Source organism: Halorubrum persicum (genome assembly GCF_002727125.1).
In the GTDB taxonomy this organism is placed as follows: domain Archaea; phylum Halobacteriota; class Halobacteria; order Halobacteriales; family Haloferacaceae; genus Halorubrum; species Halorubrum persicum.
Window position 1 is genome coordinate 1 of record NZ_NHOA01000071.1, and the last position, 17,856, is coordinate 17,856.

At 58.6% G+C, this 17,856-nt stretch carries 11 protein-coding genes and 5 pseudogenes; 11 read left to right on the forward strand and 5 right to left on the reverse strand.

Annotation, left to right across the window (positions count from 1 at the left end; genetic code table 11):
- Positions 1 to 14: 14 nt before the first annotated feature.
- Positions 15 to 647 (forward strand): annotated as a pseudogene (locus tag DJ69_RS09045) (NAD-binding protein); the annotation flags it as partial.
- A gap of 66 nt (positions 648 to 713) precedes the next feature.
- Here DJ69_RS09045 and DJ69_RS09050 read toward each other — a convergent pair.
- On the reverse strand, positions 714 to 1,988 hold the full coding sequence (locus DJ69_RS09050) for an RNA-guided endonuclease InsQ/TnpB family protein (protein WP_099255320.1): 1,275 nt from the start codon (positions 1,986 to 1,988) through the stop codon (positions 714 to 716).
- 237 nt (positions 1,989 to 2,225) lie between these two features.
- On the opposite strand from DJ69_RS09050, the pseudogene DJ69_RS09055 reads away from it, so the two are divergent.
- Positions 2,226 to 2,348 (forward strand): annotated as a pseudogene (locus DJ69_RS09055) (IS6 family transposase); the annotation flags it as partial.
- A 22-nt stretch (positions 2,349 to 2,370) separates the two neighbouring features.
- Positions 2,371 to 2,541: pseudogene (locus tag DJ69_RS18810) on the forward strand (RNA-guided endonuclease TnpB family protein); the annotation flags it as partial.
- A 152-nt stretch (positions 2,542 to 2,693) separates the two neighbouring features.
- On the opposite strand, the gene DJ69_RS09065 reads toward DJ69_RS18810, so the two are convergent.
- Positions 2,694 to 4,586 carry a cation:proton antiporter domain-containing protein gene (locus DJ69_RS09065; protein WP_099255321.1) on the reverse strand — a complete coding sequence of 631 codons (1,893 nt, stop codon included), beginning with the start codon at positions 4,584 to 4,586 and terminating at the stop codon, positions 2,694 to 2,696.
- Positions 4,587 to 4,679: 93 nt separating this feature from the next.
- On the opposite strand from DJ69_RS09065, the pseudogene DJ69_RS09070 reads away from it, so the two are divergent.
- From DJ69_RS09070 to DJ69_RS09095, 6 genes and pseudogenes are all read left to right on the forward strand, one after another.
- Positions 4,680 to 5,481, forward strand: a pseudogene (locus tag DJ69_RS09070) (transposase).
- Positions 5,482 to 5,611: 130 nt separating this feature from the next.
- A complete protein-coding gene (locus tag DJ69_RS09075) occupies positions 5,612 to 7,669 on the forward strand; it encodes a DNA helicase UvrD (RefSeq protein WP_099255311.1) in 2,058 nt (685 codons plus the stop codon).
- On the forward strand, positions 7,666 to 8,571 hold the full coding sequence (locus DJ69_RS09080; protein WP_099255312.1) for a RecB family exonuclease: 906 nt from the start codon (positions 7,666 to 7,668) through the stop codon (positions 8,569 to 8,571). Before DJ69_RS09075 ends, DJ69_RS09080 begins: the two co-directional genes overlap by 4 nt.
- A complete protein-coding gene (locus DJ69_RS09085; RefSeq protein ID WP_099255313.1) occupies positions 8,568 to 12,008 on the forward strand; it encodes an ATP-dependent helicase in 3,441 nt (1,146 codons plus the stop codon). Before DJ69_RS09080 ends, DJ69_RS09085 begins: the two co-directional genes overlap by 4 nt.
- Positions 12,009 to 12,063: 55 nt before the next feature.
- Positions 12,064 to 12,294 (forward strand): antitoxin VapB family protein, encoded by a 231-nt coding sequence (locus DJ69_RS09090; protein WP_099255314.1) that lies wholly within the window; start codon positions 12,064 to 12,066, stop codon positions 12,292 to 12,294.
- Positions 12,295 to 12,433: 139 nt separating this feature from the next.
- The gene (locus tag DJ69_RS09095) at positions 12,434 to 12,853 is read left to right on the forward strand and encodes a hypothetical protein (protein WP_099255315.1); all 420 of its coding nucleotides are present in this window, start codon (positions 12,434 to 12,436) and stop codon (positions 12,851 to 12,853) included.
- Positions 12,854 to 13,051: 198 nt separating this feature from the next.
- On the opposite strand, the gene DJ69_RS09100 is transcribed toward DJ69_RS09095, so the two are convergent.
- On the reverse strand, positions 13,052 to 14,107 hold the full coding sequence (locus tag DJ69_RS09100) for a sensor histidine kinase (RefSeq protein ID WP_099255316.1): 1,056 nt from the start codon (positions 14,105 to 14,107) through the stop codon (positions 13,052 to 13,054).
- Positions 14,108 to 14,725: 618 nt separating this feature from the next.
- On the opposite strand from DJ69_RS09100, the gene DJ69_RS09105 reads away from it, so the two are divergent.
- Positions 14,726 to 16,303, forward strand: a complete 1,578-nt coding sequence (locus DJ69_RS09105) for an ATP-binding protein (RefSeq protein WP_099255317.1) — start codon at positions 14,726 to 14,728, stop codon at positions 16,301 to 16,303.
- A 164-nt stretch (positions 16,304 to 16,467) separates the two neighbouring features.
- Here DJ69_RS09105 and DJ69_RS09110 read toward each other — a convergent pair whose 3' ends face one another.
- Positions 16,468 to 17,046, reverse strand: coding sequence for a thiamine pyrophosphate-dependent enzyme (locus DJ69_RS09110; RefSeq protein WP_099255318.1), 579 nt, complete (start codon positions 17,044 to 17,046; stop codon positions 16,468 to 16,470).
- On the reverse strand, positions 17,043 to 17,558 hold the full coding sequence (locus DJ69_RS09115) for a thiamine pyrophosphate-binding protein (RefSeq protein WP_180271776.1): 516 nt from the start codon (positions 17,556 to 17,558) through the stop codon (positions 17,043 to 17,045). Before DJ69_RS09115 ends, DJ69_RS09110 begins: the two co-directional genes overlap by 4 nt.
- A 228-nt stretch (positions 17,559 to 17,786) precedes the next feature.
- On the opposite strand from DJ69_RS09115, the pseudogene DJ69_RS09120 reads away from it, so the two are divergent.
- Positions 17,787 to 17,856, forward strand: a pseudogene (locus DJ69_RS09120) (IS6 family transposase); the annotation flags it as partial.

The window sequence follows — 17,856 nt, forward strand, 5'->3', positions numbered from 1 at the left end:
CGGCTTTGTGAAGTACTGAGATTGGGTATCAAACCGCCCAACTTCTTGAACAGCGTGAGTTAGGAGCCCGGATTATCGAGCAGGACGCCGACCGTGCACGGTGGCTCGCAGAGAACCTCCCGAAGACGACAGTCCTAGAACACGACGGAACTGACATGGAATTCCTCACGCGAGAGAATGTCGATGAGGCTGATATTGTCATTACAGCACTCGAATCCGACGAGCAAAACCTCCTCATTTCAATTCTTACGAAGCGTCTCGGAGTTGATCGGGTCTTTTCGGTCGTCGACAACCCAGAGTATATTACATTATTCCAAGAGATAGGCATCGACGTTGCCATTAATCCTCGAACTGTCACCGCTGAAGAGATTATCAGGTTCACATACGAGAACGTTGTAGAGAACATCGCGGTTCTCGAAAACGATCAAGCAGAAGTGTTAGAGCTTGAGTTGGGTGAAAGCTCACGTCTCGTTGGGAAGCCGATCCAAGATCTTGTAAAGGAAATTGAGGGGCAGTTCGTTATTGGAGCGATCTCACGGCAGCAGTCGTTAATAAATCCCCGAGGGGAAACGATCTTACAACCAGGAGATCACGTGATTATGCTTGTTGAAATGGAATTTGCCAGTGAATTGGCCTCATTTGCGTGATTCTTGACATCCTCCCGCGCCTGAAGACGCGGGAATCCCACGGCACCGCGCCGCTGAGTTGGGATATTAAGATTCGCGGTTCACGACCTGTTCTCGTGGGGCGAAAATGCCCTCACTACGGTCGAACAGGTGAACCGCTGGCTGTGCCAACCAGCCGTTATCCCTATCACCGCCATCTGTGGCGAGACTCGGGAGTACCTTTTGCCGAATGTTCTCCGCACCGTTCACGTCGGCGTTCGCCACCGTGTCGCACTCCTCACACACGTACAGTCCACGCTCCACACGCTGGTTGTCATCCGTGTGACCACATGCTGAACACGACTTCGACGTATCGCGTTCCGACACCAACTCCACGTCGATGCCCTCGGCTTCCGCCTTGTAGTCGAGTAGCGTCGTGAACCGATCGAACGCCCACCCGTGCAAATCGAGATTACCGTGGTCGCCCCAATTCCGAGGCTCGCCGGTCTCCTCGTCTTCTCGGATGCCACCGAGGTCACCAACGACAAGTGTACCGACACCTCGTTCGACACACTCCTCTACGATTGATTTCGAGAGTGCGTGTAAGAAGTGCGTCCGGCGACCAGTTCGCGTCAGGTCGAGACGGGTGGCCTCTCTGGACGAGGAATCGTCGCACTTGGATCTCTTTTTTGTAAAGTAGTATTCGTCTTCTTTGAGTGCGCCACCGGGATACAACACCGATTCACCACCGAACGAGACGGCGGCGAAGTTACAAATCCCGAGGTCAACACCCGCCACTTCGTCACCCGGCGATTCCGGGTCGATGACGGTGCGACAGACAAATTGTAACCGCCACTCGTCACGCTTGTAGACAGCGCGAACCTGTTGAATGTCCCACTCGGTCAGGTCAACATCTGGTCGAGTCTGGTACTCGCACAAGATGAAGTCCGAACGGTGTTTCTTCAGGCTTCGTCCTTTCGAGAGGCGGACACGAGTGAACTGTGCGTCGTGCTTGAAGCCAGCCGATTTGAACGACACGGTTGAACGCGGATGTGAGTCTCCGTGTTTGCGGTAGCCGGGCGGTCGGGCACGGTCGTCGCCGTTCCGACGCTTTTCGAACCAGCCGTTGAACGCTTCAGCGAGTTCTTCGAGAACGCGCTGACTGGATTGAGAATGCAAGTCCGTGTAGCGTTCGTGGCCTTTGAGTTCGGATTTGAGTTCCCCGTCGTCGGGAATCTCGCCCGTTTCGTCCCACTGTTGTTGTGCGTAGTAGCGACCGACATTCCAGAGTTTTGAGGCGGCCCATCCGAGTTGGTCAAGATCGTCACGAACCTGCCGTCGGTTCGTAATCGTGGCCTCGAAAGTTCGGATGGTCCGACTCATTTCTGGCTTCATAACTGGTTATGAACACTATTTTGTTAATACTGTCGGTTTGCATGGCATATCCGCCCTTGCTATCTCGGGTGGACAGTGTAGGCGTTGTCGGATTCATCCTGACCCTGAAGGGTCAGGTATTCTCCTCGATCTGTATAATGACGGAAAGGCGGAAACCCGCGTCTGTAGGCGCGGGAGGAAGCCGACAACCCATTCCGCAAACTATGTTCAATAGCACTGACTCCCAAACGTCTATTTCGTGAGATAAAACACACTATCTGTTTTTCAAACTATTTCAGCAACGCCAACGCAGAAACTGCTCATGAGTGGCTGAGATCGTTCGCTTTCGCATGGAATCAGCTTATCTGAACACTACCGGGCGTGGTAGCTTACTTGGATGAACGCAGACGTGAACGGTGCGGTGAACATCCGACGAAAGATGACTCAGACTCCCCTAACTGGGGATATGAGTAACGGCTGGGTGGCACAGCCCGGAGTCTTCCTGTTCGACCAGGTGAGCGGAGCGTTCACCACGAGAGAGCAGAGAGACTGCAAATCGTAACATCCCAACGCTCGGGACTTCTCCGCCTTTAGTCGGGAGAGAATGTCAATGAGTTGTTGCTATCACCTTCACATACCGCATGGCGACGGGCAAAGCCGCACACAGCCTGAAGAAGGTCAAGCACAAATCGCCGGCTCGACTGAGTAACTAAATCAGTCGTGAGAGTCGGTTAGCATCGACATTCCCTCTCGGACGGCTTTCCGCTGACCAAGGAGCGTAACGTGATCGCCACGATTGACGACCGTGTTTGCGTCTGGAACCCTAACCGATTCGTGCTCACTATCACTAAGGACGGCGATGAGGCAGGAATCGGGGAGCATTGGACCCACCTCTTGGATACTCTTTCCAACGTACTTCTCGTTGGTGACTGTGACTTGTTGGACATCACCGTTTTTCCCGATATCGGTCATCCAGTGAGCGATATCTGGCCGTTCAATCTGATTATCGAGGGCCCACGCGACCGACATTGCCGCGGAGATCGTGCTCACGCCGAGGTCTTCGAACGCCTCGACATTATCAGAGTTGTTCGCCTTTGCGAGGACTGTCTCGACATCGAATTTTGTCTTCGAGAGCTGTGCGACAAGCAGGTTCGCGTCGTCGTCACCAGTAGCTGCAACGACGGTCTTGGCGTTCGCTGCGCCGGCCTTCTGCAACACCTCAGTTTTCGTGCCGTCGCCGATAACGGTACCAAAACCGGCATTTCGTAACGATTCAACAGTCGCCTCATCTTGTTCGATGATGACGACGTTTTCGCCGCGATCTTCGAGACGTTCGGCGAGTGCGCGACCCACCTGTCCGCCTCCGACTATGATGACTCTCATGGGTATCACGTTGAGGTATTGTGCGATGTAGCGTGCCAGCCCGCCCTGAACGAGGGCTGTAACGAAGATAACCAGAAACACCGTCCCGATCAACAAGTCCGCTTGCTGCGCTAGTGTGGGGTTATTGAGTTCCGTAGCAGCGGTTCTGAGTTCGGTGGCAAAGAGCGTTGCGACTGACGCTGGAATGATCCCCCGCGGGCCGATCGCGCTAATAAATAATCGCTCTGGGATAGTGAACCGGTCGCCGACGGTCGAGATGAAGACAAGGAGTGGTCGGATCACCACCGCGACCACGACGACCACACCGAGTCCAGCGACTCCGACATCAAATATCGCCTCTGGCGGCAGTTGGGCGGCGAGTGCGATAAACACAAACGCCAACACGAGGAGCGTGATGTCGCCTTTGAAATCGGTGATTTCCTCTTTGTAAGGGATGTCCAAATTCCCGAGAGCTAACCCAGCAGTAGCGGCCGCCGCGACCCCGGCCTCGCTTGCCAGCTGGTTCGCGCCCGCATACGCAGCCAACGCTCCAGCGAGTACGAGTAAGCGCGCATTCCGCGGCGCGGCTTCGGGCGAGAGGTCGACGTACCGAAGCAGGTAGTAGAGGAGTGCCGCGACGAGGAGACCGACAAGCAGTCCCTCACCGAGACGGAGGGCAAACCCCTGAATCAGCCCCTCAGAGGACACCGTCGGATTCACCGTTTCAAAGAGTACGACCGCCGTGATCGCTGCGGTCACGTCGTTGACGATCCCCTCAGTCTCGAGGACAGCCGAGACCCGATCTCTGACGGGGACGACATCCAGGATTGGGGTGATGACCGTCGGGCCCGTGGCGACCAGCAGCGCGCCGATCACGAATGAGAGCCCCCACGGGAGTCCTTCCAAGAGGCGAACAGCTACCGCAGTTCCGACTAATGCGATGGCGGCACCAATAGTGACGAGGCGGACGGCCGCACGTGGGGCTTTCTGAATACGCTCAAACTCGAGGTGGAAGGCTCCCTCGAACACGATGATCGCGACGGCGAGGCCGACGATTGCTGGGAGGGAGTCACCGAAACTCGCGTTCGTCACGATCCCGAGGCCCGGCCGGCCGATAATCAACCCGACAAGCAGGAAGAAAATGATACTCGGGACCCGGAGCCGGGCCGCGAGAACCTGGGCAAGGACTCCAAGCCCGATGATACCTGCAACAAGCGGAATCAATAAATCTCCTGCCACACTCAGTTCCTCGTGCGGTTTCTCAATTGATGGTGGGATATAAGATACTTGGTGAGCCACACTATCGTCCGCTGATTCGGTGGAAGTGTTAAGCAGGCCGTGTCGCTGGCTCAAAAGCGCTGTGCCGCCAGTCCAACGGCGGTGAGTGACCCGACTGGCCACGGGTTTCCCGGATGGAAGCACGTTACGCTTCACTTTTTGCGGGTTCATATGGACGCGACGCAGCTCGAAATCGTCGATTGGGCGAGCGAGATGGATCGCGTTCGTGGTCTGTTACAGCTCGCTCGAACGGCATTTCCCGCACCCTCAACGCTGTACCGGTCGTTCGAGAGGGTGCCTCTGTCGCCTCTGTCGGTGTAGCTCGGCTTCCTTCGGGAGTCCGCGACCATCTGCGATCCGGGCTCGCACGGTGCCATCGATGCCACGTTCTTCGATCGGGAAACGGCATCGAGACATACCAACACCGCTCGGATCGTCACATACGCACGCTGAAAACGACGGCACTCGTCGATACAGACTCGTGTGCCATCCTCGATGTTCACTGCTCGGCACACTGGCCTCACGACACGCAAACTGGCCGTCGAGTCGCCCTTCGTAACACCGGAAAATAGAAAGTATCGCCGGCGACGAAGGCTATGACGACCAATCTCTCCGGGACGCCCTCCGGTCAGAGGGCGTCCGACCCTTGCTGCGCCATCGGCTGTTCGCTGCGTACGATCACGCCCACAACGCACGGTTGGGCAGCGAGTTATACGGTCAGCGCTGGATGGACGAGAAGGCGGTCTCGGCCATCAAGCGTCGGTCCGGCCCCGCTGTCCATCCTCTCGCTTGGCACCGCGAGTTCCGCGAACTCGTGGTGACCACCGCAGTCAGCAACTTCGAACAGGCTCTCAAACAGTGACCCCCACGCCGTTATCGGATTCAACAGAGCAGATTAGACTACTGAAGAGGAGAACACCTATCAGATAGGTCTTAGACTCATGTAGTATGCGGTACACGAACAGTATGTCTTCTCCGTTTGAGGGTTGTCAATGAGTAAAGCGGGCCATCACAGCATTAATGGCGAACTGGTGACGGCTCCGTTCGGAACACGGAACGTCAAAGCAGCAGCACGCGCTACTTACGCAGACTATCTTGAGAAGCACGATTCTGAGGATGTACTCGTCATTACTGGTGCACCGACGAGCACGGACACGTTCCGGGAGACCTTGGGTGAGGAGTTGCCGGGTGCGGCGACGCCGTACGTGACGTCGCTCGTTGTACACGCGACAGATGTTCTCAATCAGACCGATGACCGCGTCATTCTCTCCGACGCGCTACGACGAGAACTCCTTCACCGATTCCTCGCAGACTACGAGTGGGACACAGCGTACCTCCAACACGCATCTGAACAACCGTCTTTTATCGAGGATGTAGACGCCGTGATGGGCACGATCTCTTGGCAGACAGTTACGCCAGAGGCAACGCCGGAACTCCGAGACATCACGGGTGCCCTCGATGCCTTCCAAGAGTGGCTGGCCGAGCATGATCATATGGAACGCGGCCAACTCATCTCTGATGCGCTCGGCGTCCTCACCGGAGATGCCCGTGACGAGGTCGCCGATTTTGATGCGGTGCTCGTAGTCGAGTTTGAAGAGTTCATGCCCCTCGATCGCGCGTATCTCGACGCGCTCGTAGGGGACTGTGAGCTCGTCTGTATCGGCGAAGAGAACGCGAGTGTGCGCCGCACGTGGGTCGAAACAGGGACAATCACGGAATACGTCGCGTTCACCGAGTCACGACGTGAGGAATCAAAACCGCCGTCGTCACGACCGGCCGCCACAGCAGCCTACTTCGCCGAAGGGACGGTCCCGACAGATCCGGAGACCGGGTCGGTGTCCGTCCTCGCTACAGACTCCAGTGACGAACAACTCGCCGAAATTGCCAACGAGATCGAAGCCCTCGTGGCGCAGCAGGACTGGAAGTACGGCGACATCGCTGTCGCCACCAAACAAAGTGGGGGTACCGTTACGGACACCATCGAAGCGCTCGAACGCACCGGTATTCCAACAGAATCGACGACTGTCACGGGGTTCGGTGACGACCCTGCGATTCGAGAGCTCCTCGCTGCCGTTCGGTATCTCGCGGCCGACGACGAAGATGAGGTAGCCGACCACGGCCCTGATCTCGATGCGGAGCGATTAGCCCGCGTCCGCGAGATGGACAGCCTCGAAGAGGGGATTCGCTGGTGGGCGACAGACGCGGGATTGAAAGAACGAATCGCAGAGCGCGCGTCACCGCTCGACGCACGGGCGCAATTCGGGAACGTCCGGCGAGCGTTCCGGATGGCCGGGTTCCTCGAAGACACCCAGTTCCTGGATGCGACGTGGGAATCTTTCGAGGAGATGCTTGAACGCGCACACGAGTACGCGCCGCAGCAAAACCAGACGAGTGCCACGGATCTCGACGGCGGGATCCGCGTCGATCACTTGCAAGCGATCAAGAACGAGTCCTTCCGCGCGGTGTTTCTCGTAAATCTCGTGGACAGTGAGTACCCGGGCGATCCGTTCATGACGCGGCTGTTCCCGACTGAGCGCGTCGCATCGATGCCGGATTACCCGGGTGTCACGGACCTCGACGAGTTGGACGTAGATGCGACGTTCCCGACGACGTCAACGGCGTCGAGTCGGCCGTTCGCGCGGTATCACACGGAACACGCGCGGCGACGCCTAGCGGTTGGGGCTGGCGCTGCGGACGAGCACTTGTACTGTTGTCTCTACGAGTACGAGGACACCGCGTTGGAGGAGCGTGCGCAGGCGTCGCGGTTCCTCACGGACGCGTACGACCGCCTTCCGTGGGTCACCGAGTCTGATGACCCGCACATCACGAGTGAGCAAGCGGCGGAGGAGTTCCTGTTGTCGCGGGTTGACGAGGCGCTTGCGGCGGTGCGCCGCGCGAACAGTCAAGAGGTGACGGTGTCGCTCGACGAGGTGGAAGCGGAACTCGGCGAGATTCAGGATCTGCTCGATAAGAGCGGGGCGCGTGGCGACGAACTCCGAGAAGCGTTGCGTGCGCGTGTCGAGTTCGCTAACGGCGAGGTGCGGCGATGAGCGAACGTGCGCTCTCGCCGTCGCGGCTGGCGACGTACGCGACGTGCCCGCGGCAGTACGAGTACGGCTACGTTCAGGACGTGAACACGCCTGATCGGACGGAGCTGTACTTGAATCAGGGAACGATTTACCACGAGACCATCGAAGACGTGTGCGACGCTACCGAGCGAGCCGACGACGCGTCGACGATTCACGAGCGAGCGATGCGTGTCTTCGACGAGAAGTGGAACGAACACAGCAGCCGAGACGACTACGAGTCGAATGCGCACCGAGAGTACCAACGCGTGGAGAACCGCGCAGCTATTGACGCGTTCTTCGACCCGGACGGCGGCGACGGTGTCGAGCACGCGCGCCAGTCGGTCGCCACCGAGGTCTGGGTGACGTGCGAAATCGACGGGCGAGCCCTTCACGGAAAGGCGGACAACGTGATTCGAACCGACGATGGCCTCCACGTGTTCGACTACAAGCGCAATACGCGCGGCGTGATCTCCAGCGGAACGGCCGAGTATCTCGCTGACCATCTCGACGGTGAGGCCCACGAGCCCAAGCGCGTGCGGAATGCGTTCCAGACGGCGACGTACGTTGAGGGTGTGAAGAACGAACCGTTTTACGAGGACGGAACGACGGTCCGGTTCAGCTTCTACGGCCTCCTCAACAGGACGTCCTTTGAGAGCACGCCCGACGGTTATGCGGTGTCTGTCAGTGGGTATCCGCGGGAGACTACGGATATTTACGAGGACCACCGCGACACGATCTGGGCGCTCATACGAACGGCACACGACGGCATCACGGGCGAGGCGTTCGCGCCAGAGCCGTTCGAAGTCATCAACGAAGAGGCGTGCCCGGACTGTGATTATCGAGAGATGTGTCCCGAGCGCCTCTCTGAGGAGGTGCGTCAATGACCAACGACGAGTACCCGTCGTGGTATCCAGTCACAGAAGAAGACGTGACGGCGGAGCCCCAACAGCAGACGATCATCGATTCGGAGGCGTACCCGATGCGCGTGCTCGCCGGCGCAGGGACGGGGAAGACGTTCACGATGGTGCGGAAAATCGAGCACCTCATCGACGAAGAAGACGTCTCTCCGGACCGGATCCTCGCGTTGACGTTCACCAACAACGCTGCGGATTCGATGCGGGAGAAACTGAACGCGAAACTCGGGACCGCAGGGTACGACATTGACGCGTACACGTACCACTCGATTTGTAACGAGATCCTTACCGACTACGCATACGAGGCGGGGATCGACCCGGACTTCGAGGTCGCCACGGACGCCGAGAAGTACGCCATCGTGCTGGATGTCTTGGATGACATCGAGTACCGGTCCGTGAAACCCAACGTGTACGGTAGCGACGGGTACGCGTCCGGCGCGGCGTCGAAGCTGCTCAACTTCATCGGATCGATGAAACGCAGCGGCATCACCCCCGACGACATCGACGCGTTCCTCGGGCCTGCTGATCGCGTCTACGAACTCGCTGACCTCGCAGAGCGCATCGAAACCATCGCTGGCGACCATCTCGGCGGCCGGTCGGTATCAAGCGTACTGGATGCACTGCCAGACGCGCGTGCTGATCTCGTTGCGGAACGCGATGCACTGGAGACAACCGGGATGGAGGGTAGCGCACGCGACTTCCTCGATCGACTCGTGGGTCTTTGCGACGCGCTCGAAACAGCGTTCGAAGCCCACGAAGCGGGAGACCGGGAACTCCCCGACAACGCGTACAAGCTCCCGAAATACCTGCTCGGTGGGTACGCCAGCGGTGCACCGACAGGCATCCCGGCTGATCTCAACCTCGAACTCACAGATCACCTCGACTCGTTCCTCTCGGACTGCCTCACCGCCCGTGACCTGACGGCAGGGTACGCCGCGTACGAGCGTGAGCTCAACGAGCGGAATCTCATCGACTTCGACGGCTTGGTCGTCGAAACGGCGGCATTACTGGACACGCCTGTTGGCGAGGAAATCGCCGACCGGTGGGACTACGTGTTCTGTGACGAGTTCCAGGACACGGACCGCCTCCAGTTCGACCTCGTCACGTCGCTCGTCACCAACGACAACCTGTTCGTCGTTGGTGACGACGATCAGGCGATTTACGACTGGCGTGGCGCGCGCGTCGCCAACATCACCGATGAACTCGACCGCGCATTCAGCGCGCTCGAAGACGAACCGTTAGAGGAGAACTTCCGCTCCCGACAGCCGATTCTCGACCTGGCGAACGAGGCGATTCAGAAGCTCGATCACCGTGAACGACACAAGACGCTGAAACGCGTCGACGAACCCGCGTACGACGGGGACACTGTCGCTACCGTTGAACTGCCGGACGAGGACGATGCGGATGGTGCTTCCCAACTTCGAACCGTCGTGCAGAATCTGCTGAGCGGTGGTGCAGCGAATCTCGACGAGGCGTACGACCCAGGCGACATCGCGTTACTTGTCCGGAAGACCGATCACGCGACGCCCGTCATCGAGGAGTTCGAAGACGCTGGCATCCCGTACCAGGTTGCTGGCGATCTGGCTACGGAATCCGTCGGCGTCGGCACCGTGACTGCGTACCTGAAGGCACTCGCGCGACCCGACGACGAGGTCAGTTGGAATCGCGTGCTCTTGATGCGGTACCGGCTTTGCGACGCCGACCTTCGCACCCTCAACGCGGACGACGACCCGCTCGTGGACACACTCCGCGAGACGCCGCTCAATGAGTTCGAAGAGCCCGACCGCGTCGCGGAAGCCCGCGAACACGCCACGGAACTCCTCGACATCCGGGACTCGGCGTCGCTTAGCCACCTGTACCGCGAACTCACGGACTGTACGAACATCGAGTGGTATCTCAGTGAGCAGGAGCGCCGTGATCTCGCCCAGCTGGAGGATGTCATCGAACGGTACGGGGACAGCGCGGTCCGACCTCCTCTCACGCCGGAGTTCATCGACTCGCTCGAACATTACGACTCCTTGTTCGACGAGAGCGGCTCCTCGCCGACGAGTCAGCCGGACGTCGCCGACGACGCGGTCAACGTGATGACCATCCACAAAAGCAAGGGGCTGGACTTCCCCGTCGTCCTCATCCCGCAAGTCACAGCCGACGAGTGGGCACCGAGCTCACGCACCTACGATGCGCTCGAAAACAGCCTTTCGGACGGTGCTGAGGCGGCGTTCGACGAGGACTTCGTCGAACGTGACGCCCGTGAAACACGTCGGGTGTTCCACGTCGGCATTACGCGTGCCGAAGACGTCCTCGTTCTTCAGGGTGGCAGCGAGGACGACGACGCTGCCGATGTACACCCTGTTTCGGAGGTCGTTGACGAGATGCTCCCTCCCAGCGTCCCGTGGCAGCCAGAGCGCGGGGAACTCCCCCTGTGGACCGACGTTGAGGAGTGTCTCCCGGATGACGCAGCGGATTGGACTGACACGCTGGCGAGCGGGACTGTCGGGCACGTTGGTGGGACCGTCAATCACGACGGTGAAGAACTCACGGTCCAAGCTGCGCGCGAGCGCGTGTTAAACCTCGCAACAGCCACTCTCAACGGAGAGCGTTCCCCAAGAGCCGAGCGGGAAACCATTCAGGTGCAGTCACTGACTGAGCCAACTCCGCCAGCGCCAGCGCTCTCGCACAGTTACACGTCGCTAGCGGCCTACGAAGAATGCCCGCGCAGCCACTACCTCGATTACGTCGTCAACGCGTTCCCCGATTACAAAGAACCCGCAAGCACATCCGAGAGCAGTGTGTCACAGCGTGAGATCGGGGTACTGTTTCACGACACTGCCGAGCAAGCTGCGAAACACGACGTTGATCGGCGTGAGGGGTGGTACGACATCTGCGAGCGACTCGCCAGTCAGCGCCGCGCCGAGGACGCGCTCCCGGCAGCAGAACAGTGTATCGACCGGTACTTCGAGCTGGACCTTTCCGAGTACGAGATTATTGACGCCGAACGTGAGTTCGAGCTCGATGTCGATGGGCACGAACTCGGCGGATACATTGACGCTGTCTACCGGACACCTAGCGGAGAATTGGTCGTCATCGATTACAAAGCAACTGAACGCCACCGTGACCTGCAGAAAGACAAGCAACTCCCGATCTATCTTTTGGCCTGTCGTGACCTGTATGATGAGCCGATCGCACAAGCGGGGTACGCGTACGTGGGTGAGATCGGGCCACAGGTCGAATCGCGGACGTTCGGCGAAGCCGAACTGGAATCAGTCAAAGACGACGTGACGGAGTCGATGAACCGTATCACTGAGTTCTCGTTTAGCCGGTACACTACAGACGAACACTGTCAGTGGTGCCAGCACAACCGGCTCCCCTGTGCGCCGGAGTCCCGCTCTGTTGAGGATAGGCAATAGGGCGTGGGTACGCCCCAATCATCATTCTTGTAGAGCGTCAACGCTATCAACAAGAATGTCGCATCAGGTACGACTTGAAGACGACGTGTACGAGCGCATCAAGGCGAACGAGCGGGATAGTGAATCGCTCAGTGACGCCGTGGAGCGACTCATCGGTGGACGAGCGCTCCGGGATCCCCGCGGTGTGTTTAACGAGGACCAAGTGAGCGAGATGCGGAGTGCGGTTGAAGCTGCTGACGAGACGGACCGCGACGAGGTTCGCGAGGTCGCGGAGCGGTTCGAATAACTTTCGTTACGGAGAATCGAAGAGAAAGCCTCGCGCTTTAGCATGGGGAGGATGTCAAGGGGGTACTCTCTCGTAGGTACCAGACAATACATCGGCAAACACAGACATTTAATTGAGTCAAGCATATCGTGGCTGGTGCATGACAAAACCACTGAAAGCAAGCGGTTTCCTTGGTCTTGCAACGATGATGGTCGTCGGTCTCTACCAGTTCACCTTGTTGGCTGGCGGTAATGCAGTCCCCGGCTGGATGATCGGCGGTCACGCCCACTTGGGTGTGATCTCAATTCTTGCTATTGTGATGGGATTCGCTGTCCCCGTAATCGGCGTTACGGGACGACTCCGGACAGCGGTGACAGGCATGTTTATCGCCGGACAGTGGGGGATACCAGGTGTCGTGTGGATCGGCGAAGGGGCGGAGCTCCCCTTCCTGATGCCGACCGCGTTCCTCTGGGGAATCTGCCTCATCGTGTCCATGCTAATCATGCTCTATGCAACCCTAACGCAAGATTCGTCGGGAATCGGTGGCGAGGCGACTGGAGTCACACCGGCTGACGATTGAATCGGGTCCGCTCAAAGCGGTTGAGAGCCGTGTCAAACGAGTTCAGATCAGTTCACAGCGGCTTCTTCTCGCCGGTCAATCGACCAGTAGAGATCGCTCCCACCTGTTGAATCGCCATACCGTGCTGAGTGATTCGTGAGCGACCCGTACTGACCATCGCCGATCGGAATAGGTCTCTTCCTGAGGATTTCAACAGAGCTATTTCTCTGGAAACTCCACATCGGTGAACTCGAAGCGAGCGCCTCCCTCGGCGCTTTGCTCAACGTCAACCTCCCATCCGTGAGCAGTAGAGATCTGCTCGGTGATGGTGAGTCCAAGACCCGCGCCCGCACCGCCGGTGGTGACACCGTCTTCAAACACCTGCCCGCGAAGGTCGTCTGAAATACCTGCGCCGGTATCTTCGACGTAGAATCCGTCCGGGAGTGCCCCAACCCGGACGGTCACATCCTCGCCGCCGTGCTCGATCGAGTTGCGGAATAGATTTTCCAAAATTTGTTGAGTTCGGCTCTCATCGGCGGAGATCTCTAACTCTGTCTCAACGTGTAGCGATGCGTCCTTCGTATCGACATTGCCCCACGCTGACTGACTCACCGCGTCGAGATTCACCGGCGCAACCTCGTCAATCTGGTCGCCGGCCTTCGTTAACGATACGAGATCGGTGATCAGCGTATCCATGCGTTCGAGCGCAGCATCCGCCTTTGCAAGGTGCTCGCCGTCGGAGTTCTCACGGGCAAGCTCAATCCGCCCCTTCGCGACGTTCACCGGGTTTCGGAGGTCATGACTGGCAACATCAACGAACTGGTCCAGCTGTTCGTTCTTCATCGCGAGGCGGTTGTTCGCCTCCTCAAGTTCAGAGACGGTCTCTGCGAGCAGTTCATTGGTCCGGTTAATCCGAGCTGCGTACACGCCGATCACCGTGCCGAGTGCCGCACCGACAATTAACGATCCGGCGATCGAGAGCAAAATCGACGTATCTGCTCGCGATGCCATCTCCCCGAACCAGAATCCAAGAATCACAAATGAGAGAAATCCCGAAGTAGTCCATTTCAACACTGTCCGGTGTTTCGCCGCGACGACACTGTCTGCGCGGAACCAGCCGTAGCCAATCAAGCTGATCCCGATGGCCGTCGGAACCGCAGCTTGGAGTAAGAGTACTTCCAGATCAACATCTGCGAGTACGCTCATCACTCCTATTGTGGCGAGGCTCAGCGCTCCCACGATAGTGACAGAATTCACCTGCGTGTCGGGAGCCATATTCGGATACACATATCAGTATCTGAGATATAAACTATTACAATAAATGCGAGCAGTTGTCCGTTCTCAAACCGATTGAGACCACTTAACAAGGAGCAAAAGTAGCCTTTTTGATGGGTATAATTAGTTAGTCTGCATTTGGGTAGCCAATAGTGTCATATTAAATGTCATTCTTGTACCGGTCACACAGCGCCTACTAGAGTGGGGTAGGTCGGAGATATCCCACGTCCGCTGTGCCCACGAGAGCGTCCATGGGGTAGCAGGTTCGGCTCTGATGTACGTCGCCGTGTCACCGTCGGCGTCGACCGCCAACCACGGGTGCGTCCCTCATCCAGTTACCGCCGTGTCGTCGATGGTCGTCGGTGCCGTTGGCGGACCCAAGCCGAGAGCGCCGATCGCTTCGCTGAACAGGGACAGTCCGTCAGTTTGCTGTCGGAGCGTGTGTCAGTGGGTGTCTACAGAGAAAACAAGGCGAGTGCCTCGGGGCTTGACCCCGAGGCGGTTCACGACAGCCTCATATCGGGCATGCCCTACGCACAGAAGAAGAAAACCCGATCCAAGGGACCCTAGACGAAATTCTAACACAACACTCATACGATGTGGTAGAGACTCTATAGTATGGGGGCCGTTACATATCGAAATCAAATATATGACATATTTGCTGATCCGAACGAGGAGTTCGAGAACCAAATCAAGCGGGCTCTCGACATCGGAACAGAGTATCTCGGTCTTTCCATCGGCTTTCTGACACGGATCGACGATGGGCGACAAGAGATTCTCTATGCGACCGGAGATCACCAACTGATCCGACCTGGCGAAAGTTGCCCGCTCGATGAGGCCTACTGTCGCCGCACCGTGGAGATCGATAGCCAGCTCGCTATTGAGGACGCTGCGGCATCGACGGAGGTTTCCGAAATCGCCGTGCAGACGTTCGACTTGGGGGCGTACATCGGTGCGAAAATCACCGTCGACGGCGACGTGTATGGGACCGCTTGCTTCGCCGATACGGAGACACGCGACGACCCTTTTGTGGAGGCGGAACGGTTCTTCGTCGAGTTGGTTGCCAGACTCAGCGGGCAAGCCATCGAACGTCGAAACTACGAACGAGAGCTCTCCGAGCGGAAGGAACGGCTAGACGAACAGCGAGAGATCTATCGCGCCGTCATCGACGTCAGCTTTGACTCCGTGTTCCGATTCGACACCGACGGCACGTTCACCTATGCCGCCGAAAGTGTCCGCGGCCGGTTAGGCTATTCGCCGGGGGAGCTCACCGGCCAGCCGATCACGGTTGCCTATCCCGATGCACAGGCCGCTGAGTGGGCATGGGAAAAAATCTCACAGATACTGAACGGAGAACCAGCTGAAGTCCGAGATTTCCCGCTGGAGACGAAGTCGGGGGACAACATCTATACGGACATTCGCGGTGTTCCGGTGTACGATGGGAGCGTTCCTGACGCAGACCGCTCCAAGGACGACATCGTCGGGATACAGGTCTTGGTTCGTGATGCGAGTGAGCGGCGTCAGAGGGAGGGGCTCATCAGCGTGATTAATCGCGTCCTCCGGCACAACGTACGAAACGAGATGTCGGTTATCCGTGGCTGGGCGGAGATGCTCGCAGCGGATCTAGATGCTGAGCGGGCGAACAAAGCAACGGTCATCAGTGCGGCGGCAACGCGATTGCTCGATTTGACCGAGGCCGCACAGAAGATCGAACAAAATCGCGAGGTCTCGCCCGAGTTAGAGCCCACGGACATCATCCCGCTGATCAACCGCACCGTCACTGAATGTGAAACACGCTATCCAAACGCCTCGATAACGGTTGATACGCCGGAAGAAGCGATTTCGGAGACGCTTCCACGCTTCGAAGTGGCGCTGTTCGAACTCGTAGACAACGCCGTAAAACACGGCGGCGATCCCGAATCCGTCGTGGTCGATGTGAGCGTGTCCGAGCGACTGATTACCTGTAGGGTGAGTGATAGCGGGCCGGGGCTTCCGAATACGGAACGAAGTATTTTACAGACCGGCGCAGAGACACCGCTCGTCCACGGACAGGGACTCGGACTCTGGTTGAGTTACTGGATCATCACGACGTTGAACGGTGAAATCGACGTCATCAGCTCCGATCGCGGGACGACCATCGAGATCCAGCTCCCGAGACCAACAGGGGAAACAGATCACAGATCGTCGCCGAGTTGATTGTCGACGGTGACGCTGATGTCGTCGGTGTCCCCATGCTCGCCGCCGGCGATTTGAATGCGGTTCCCCACTCGACGAACAGAGCGGCGTGAACTGCGGTCGAATGCCGGTAGCTATTGGATCAGTCGCACGCGGATACGATTCCGGTGAGATCGACATGCGGACTACATCGTGTCGGTCGAGAGCGAATCGCGGGCACGCCGGGCGATGTACGGGAAATCGAACGGCGGCCGTGCGTCGGGATCGACGGGGTCGACGTGGCAAACGATGACGGTGACGCTCGCGGATTCGGTGGCGTCTCGGTAGGCGTCCGCGAACGCCTCGGTATTTCGAACGGTGACCGCGTCGAGACCGCTATTTTCAGCGATCCCGGCGAAGTCGGTCTGGCTGGCTTGAAGCGACTGACCGCCCGTCGTTCCGTAGACATCGTTCGCCCAGACGACGACCGTCAGGTTGTCAGGGTCGTATCGCGCGACAGTCGTGAGCGTGCCAAGCGACATCAACAACGACCCATCACCGTCGAGGACGGTGACGGGTTCGTCGGTGCTGATGGCGAGACCGAGGCCGACTGCCGTGGTCACGCCCATGCTTCCCCATTGGTAGAAGTTTCTGGCGCGTTCGGAGTCTGAGACGCTCGCGAGAACGTAGGACGCGACGCCGAGATTCGAAACGACGGCCGCGTCCGGAGTGATGTCAAGGACGGACTCCGTACAAGCGTATTGGTCCGCACGTGCATCCGTCATTCTGTAGCCTCCGACTTCCGCCCGGTGACGGTCTGCTCCAACAGGACGACGTATGGGGACTGCGTGGAGAACGCTGTCTCGCCCGCGAGTGCTACGGTTTCCCGGAGGTCCTCCGAATCAGTGACGACGGAGTTGCGGACACCGACATCGTCGAGGAGCTTGTCCATGTTGTACCCCGCGGGCACCTGCGCGATGTTGAACTCGCCCAGGTTACCGCGGCGCGTCACGGCCCCGAGGAAGGGGACGCGCGCCGGGACACTGAGCGATCCGATGGCGTTGAACGTGTTCGCGAGACCGCTCGACTGACAGAGTAGTGCGCCACGGTCGCCACCGACCCAGGCGCCCACGAGTACGCCGATAGCCTCCTCTTCACGGCTGACCAGCACGGTCTCGAACCGGCTGTCATCAACGACCTCATCGATGAGGGCGTCCATCTTCGAGTCCGGGAGATACGCGATCAGATCGACGCCGGCGTCTGCCAGCGCCTCCGCGGCGTCCTTACTCCAAGTCATCGATGAAATGGGATCCGCGGGTCACTCGTGAATCACCTGCCGGTGGGGTCGAGCTGTCGGGCCGGGACATCGACGCGTCGCCGACGGGAGAGTGAGGATGGGTCCTGTCGCGTGTGGTTGCTCGCATACCGCAACCTTCGACGAAGCCATATTCAATGTTCGGGCGGCCGGTGGGACGGTGTTCAGATAAGGATTGAAAGGAGAGGCGGTGCGTTTTCAAAGTGATCTATGCCCGAAAACGACCGCCTCAGCGGCTGTTTAGACGAGATCAACTTAGCGTTTGTGGAGCGAGAAGCAA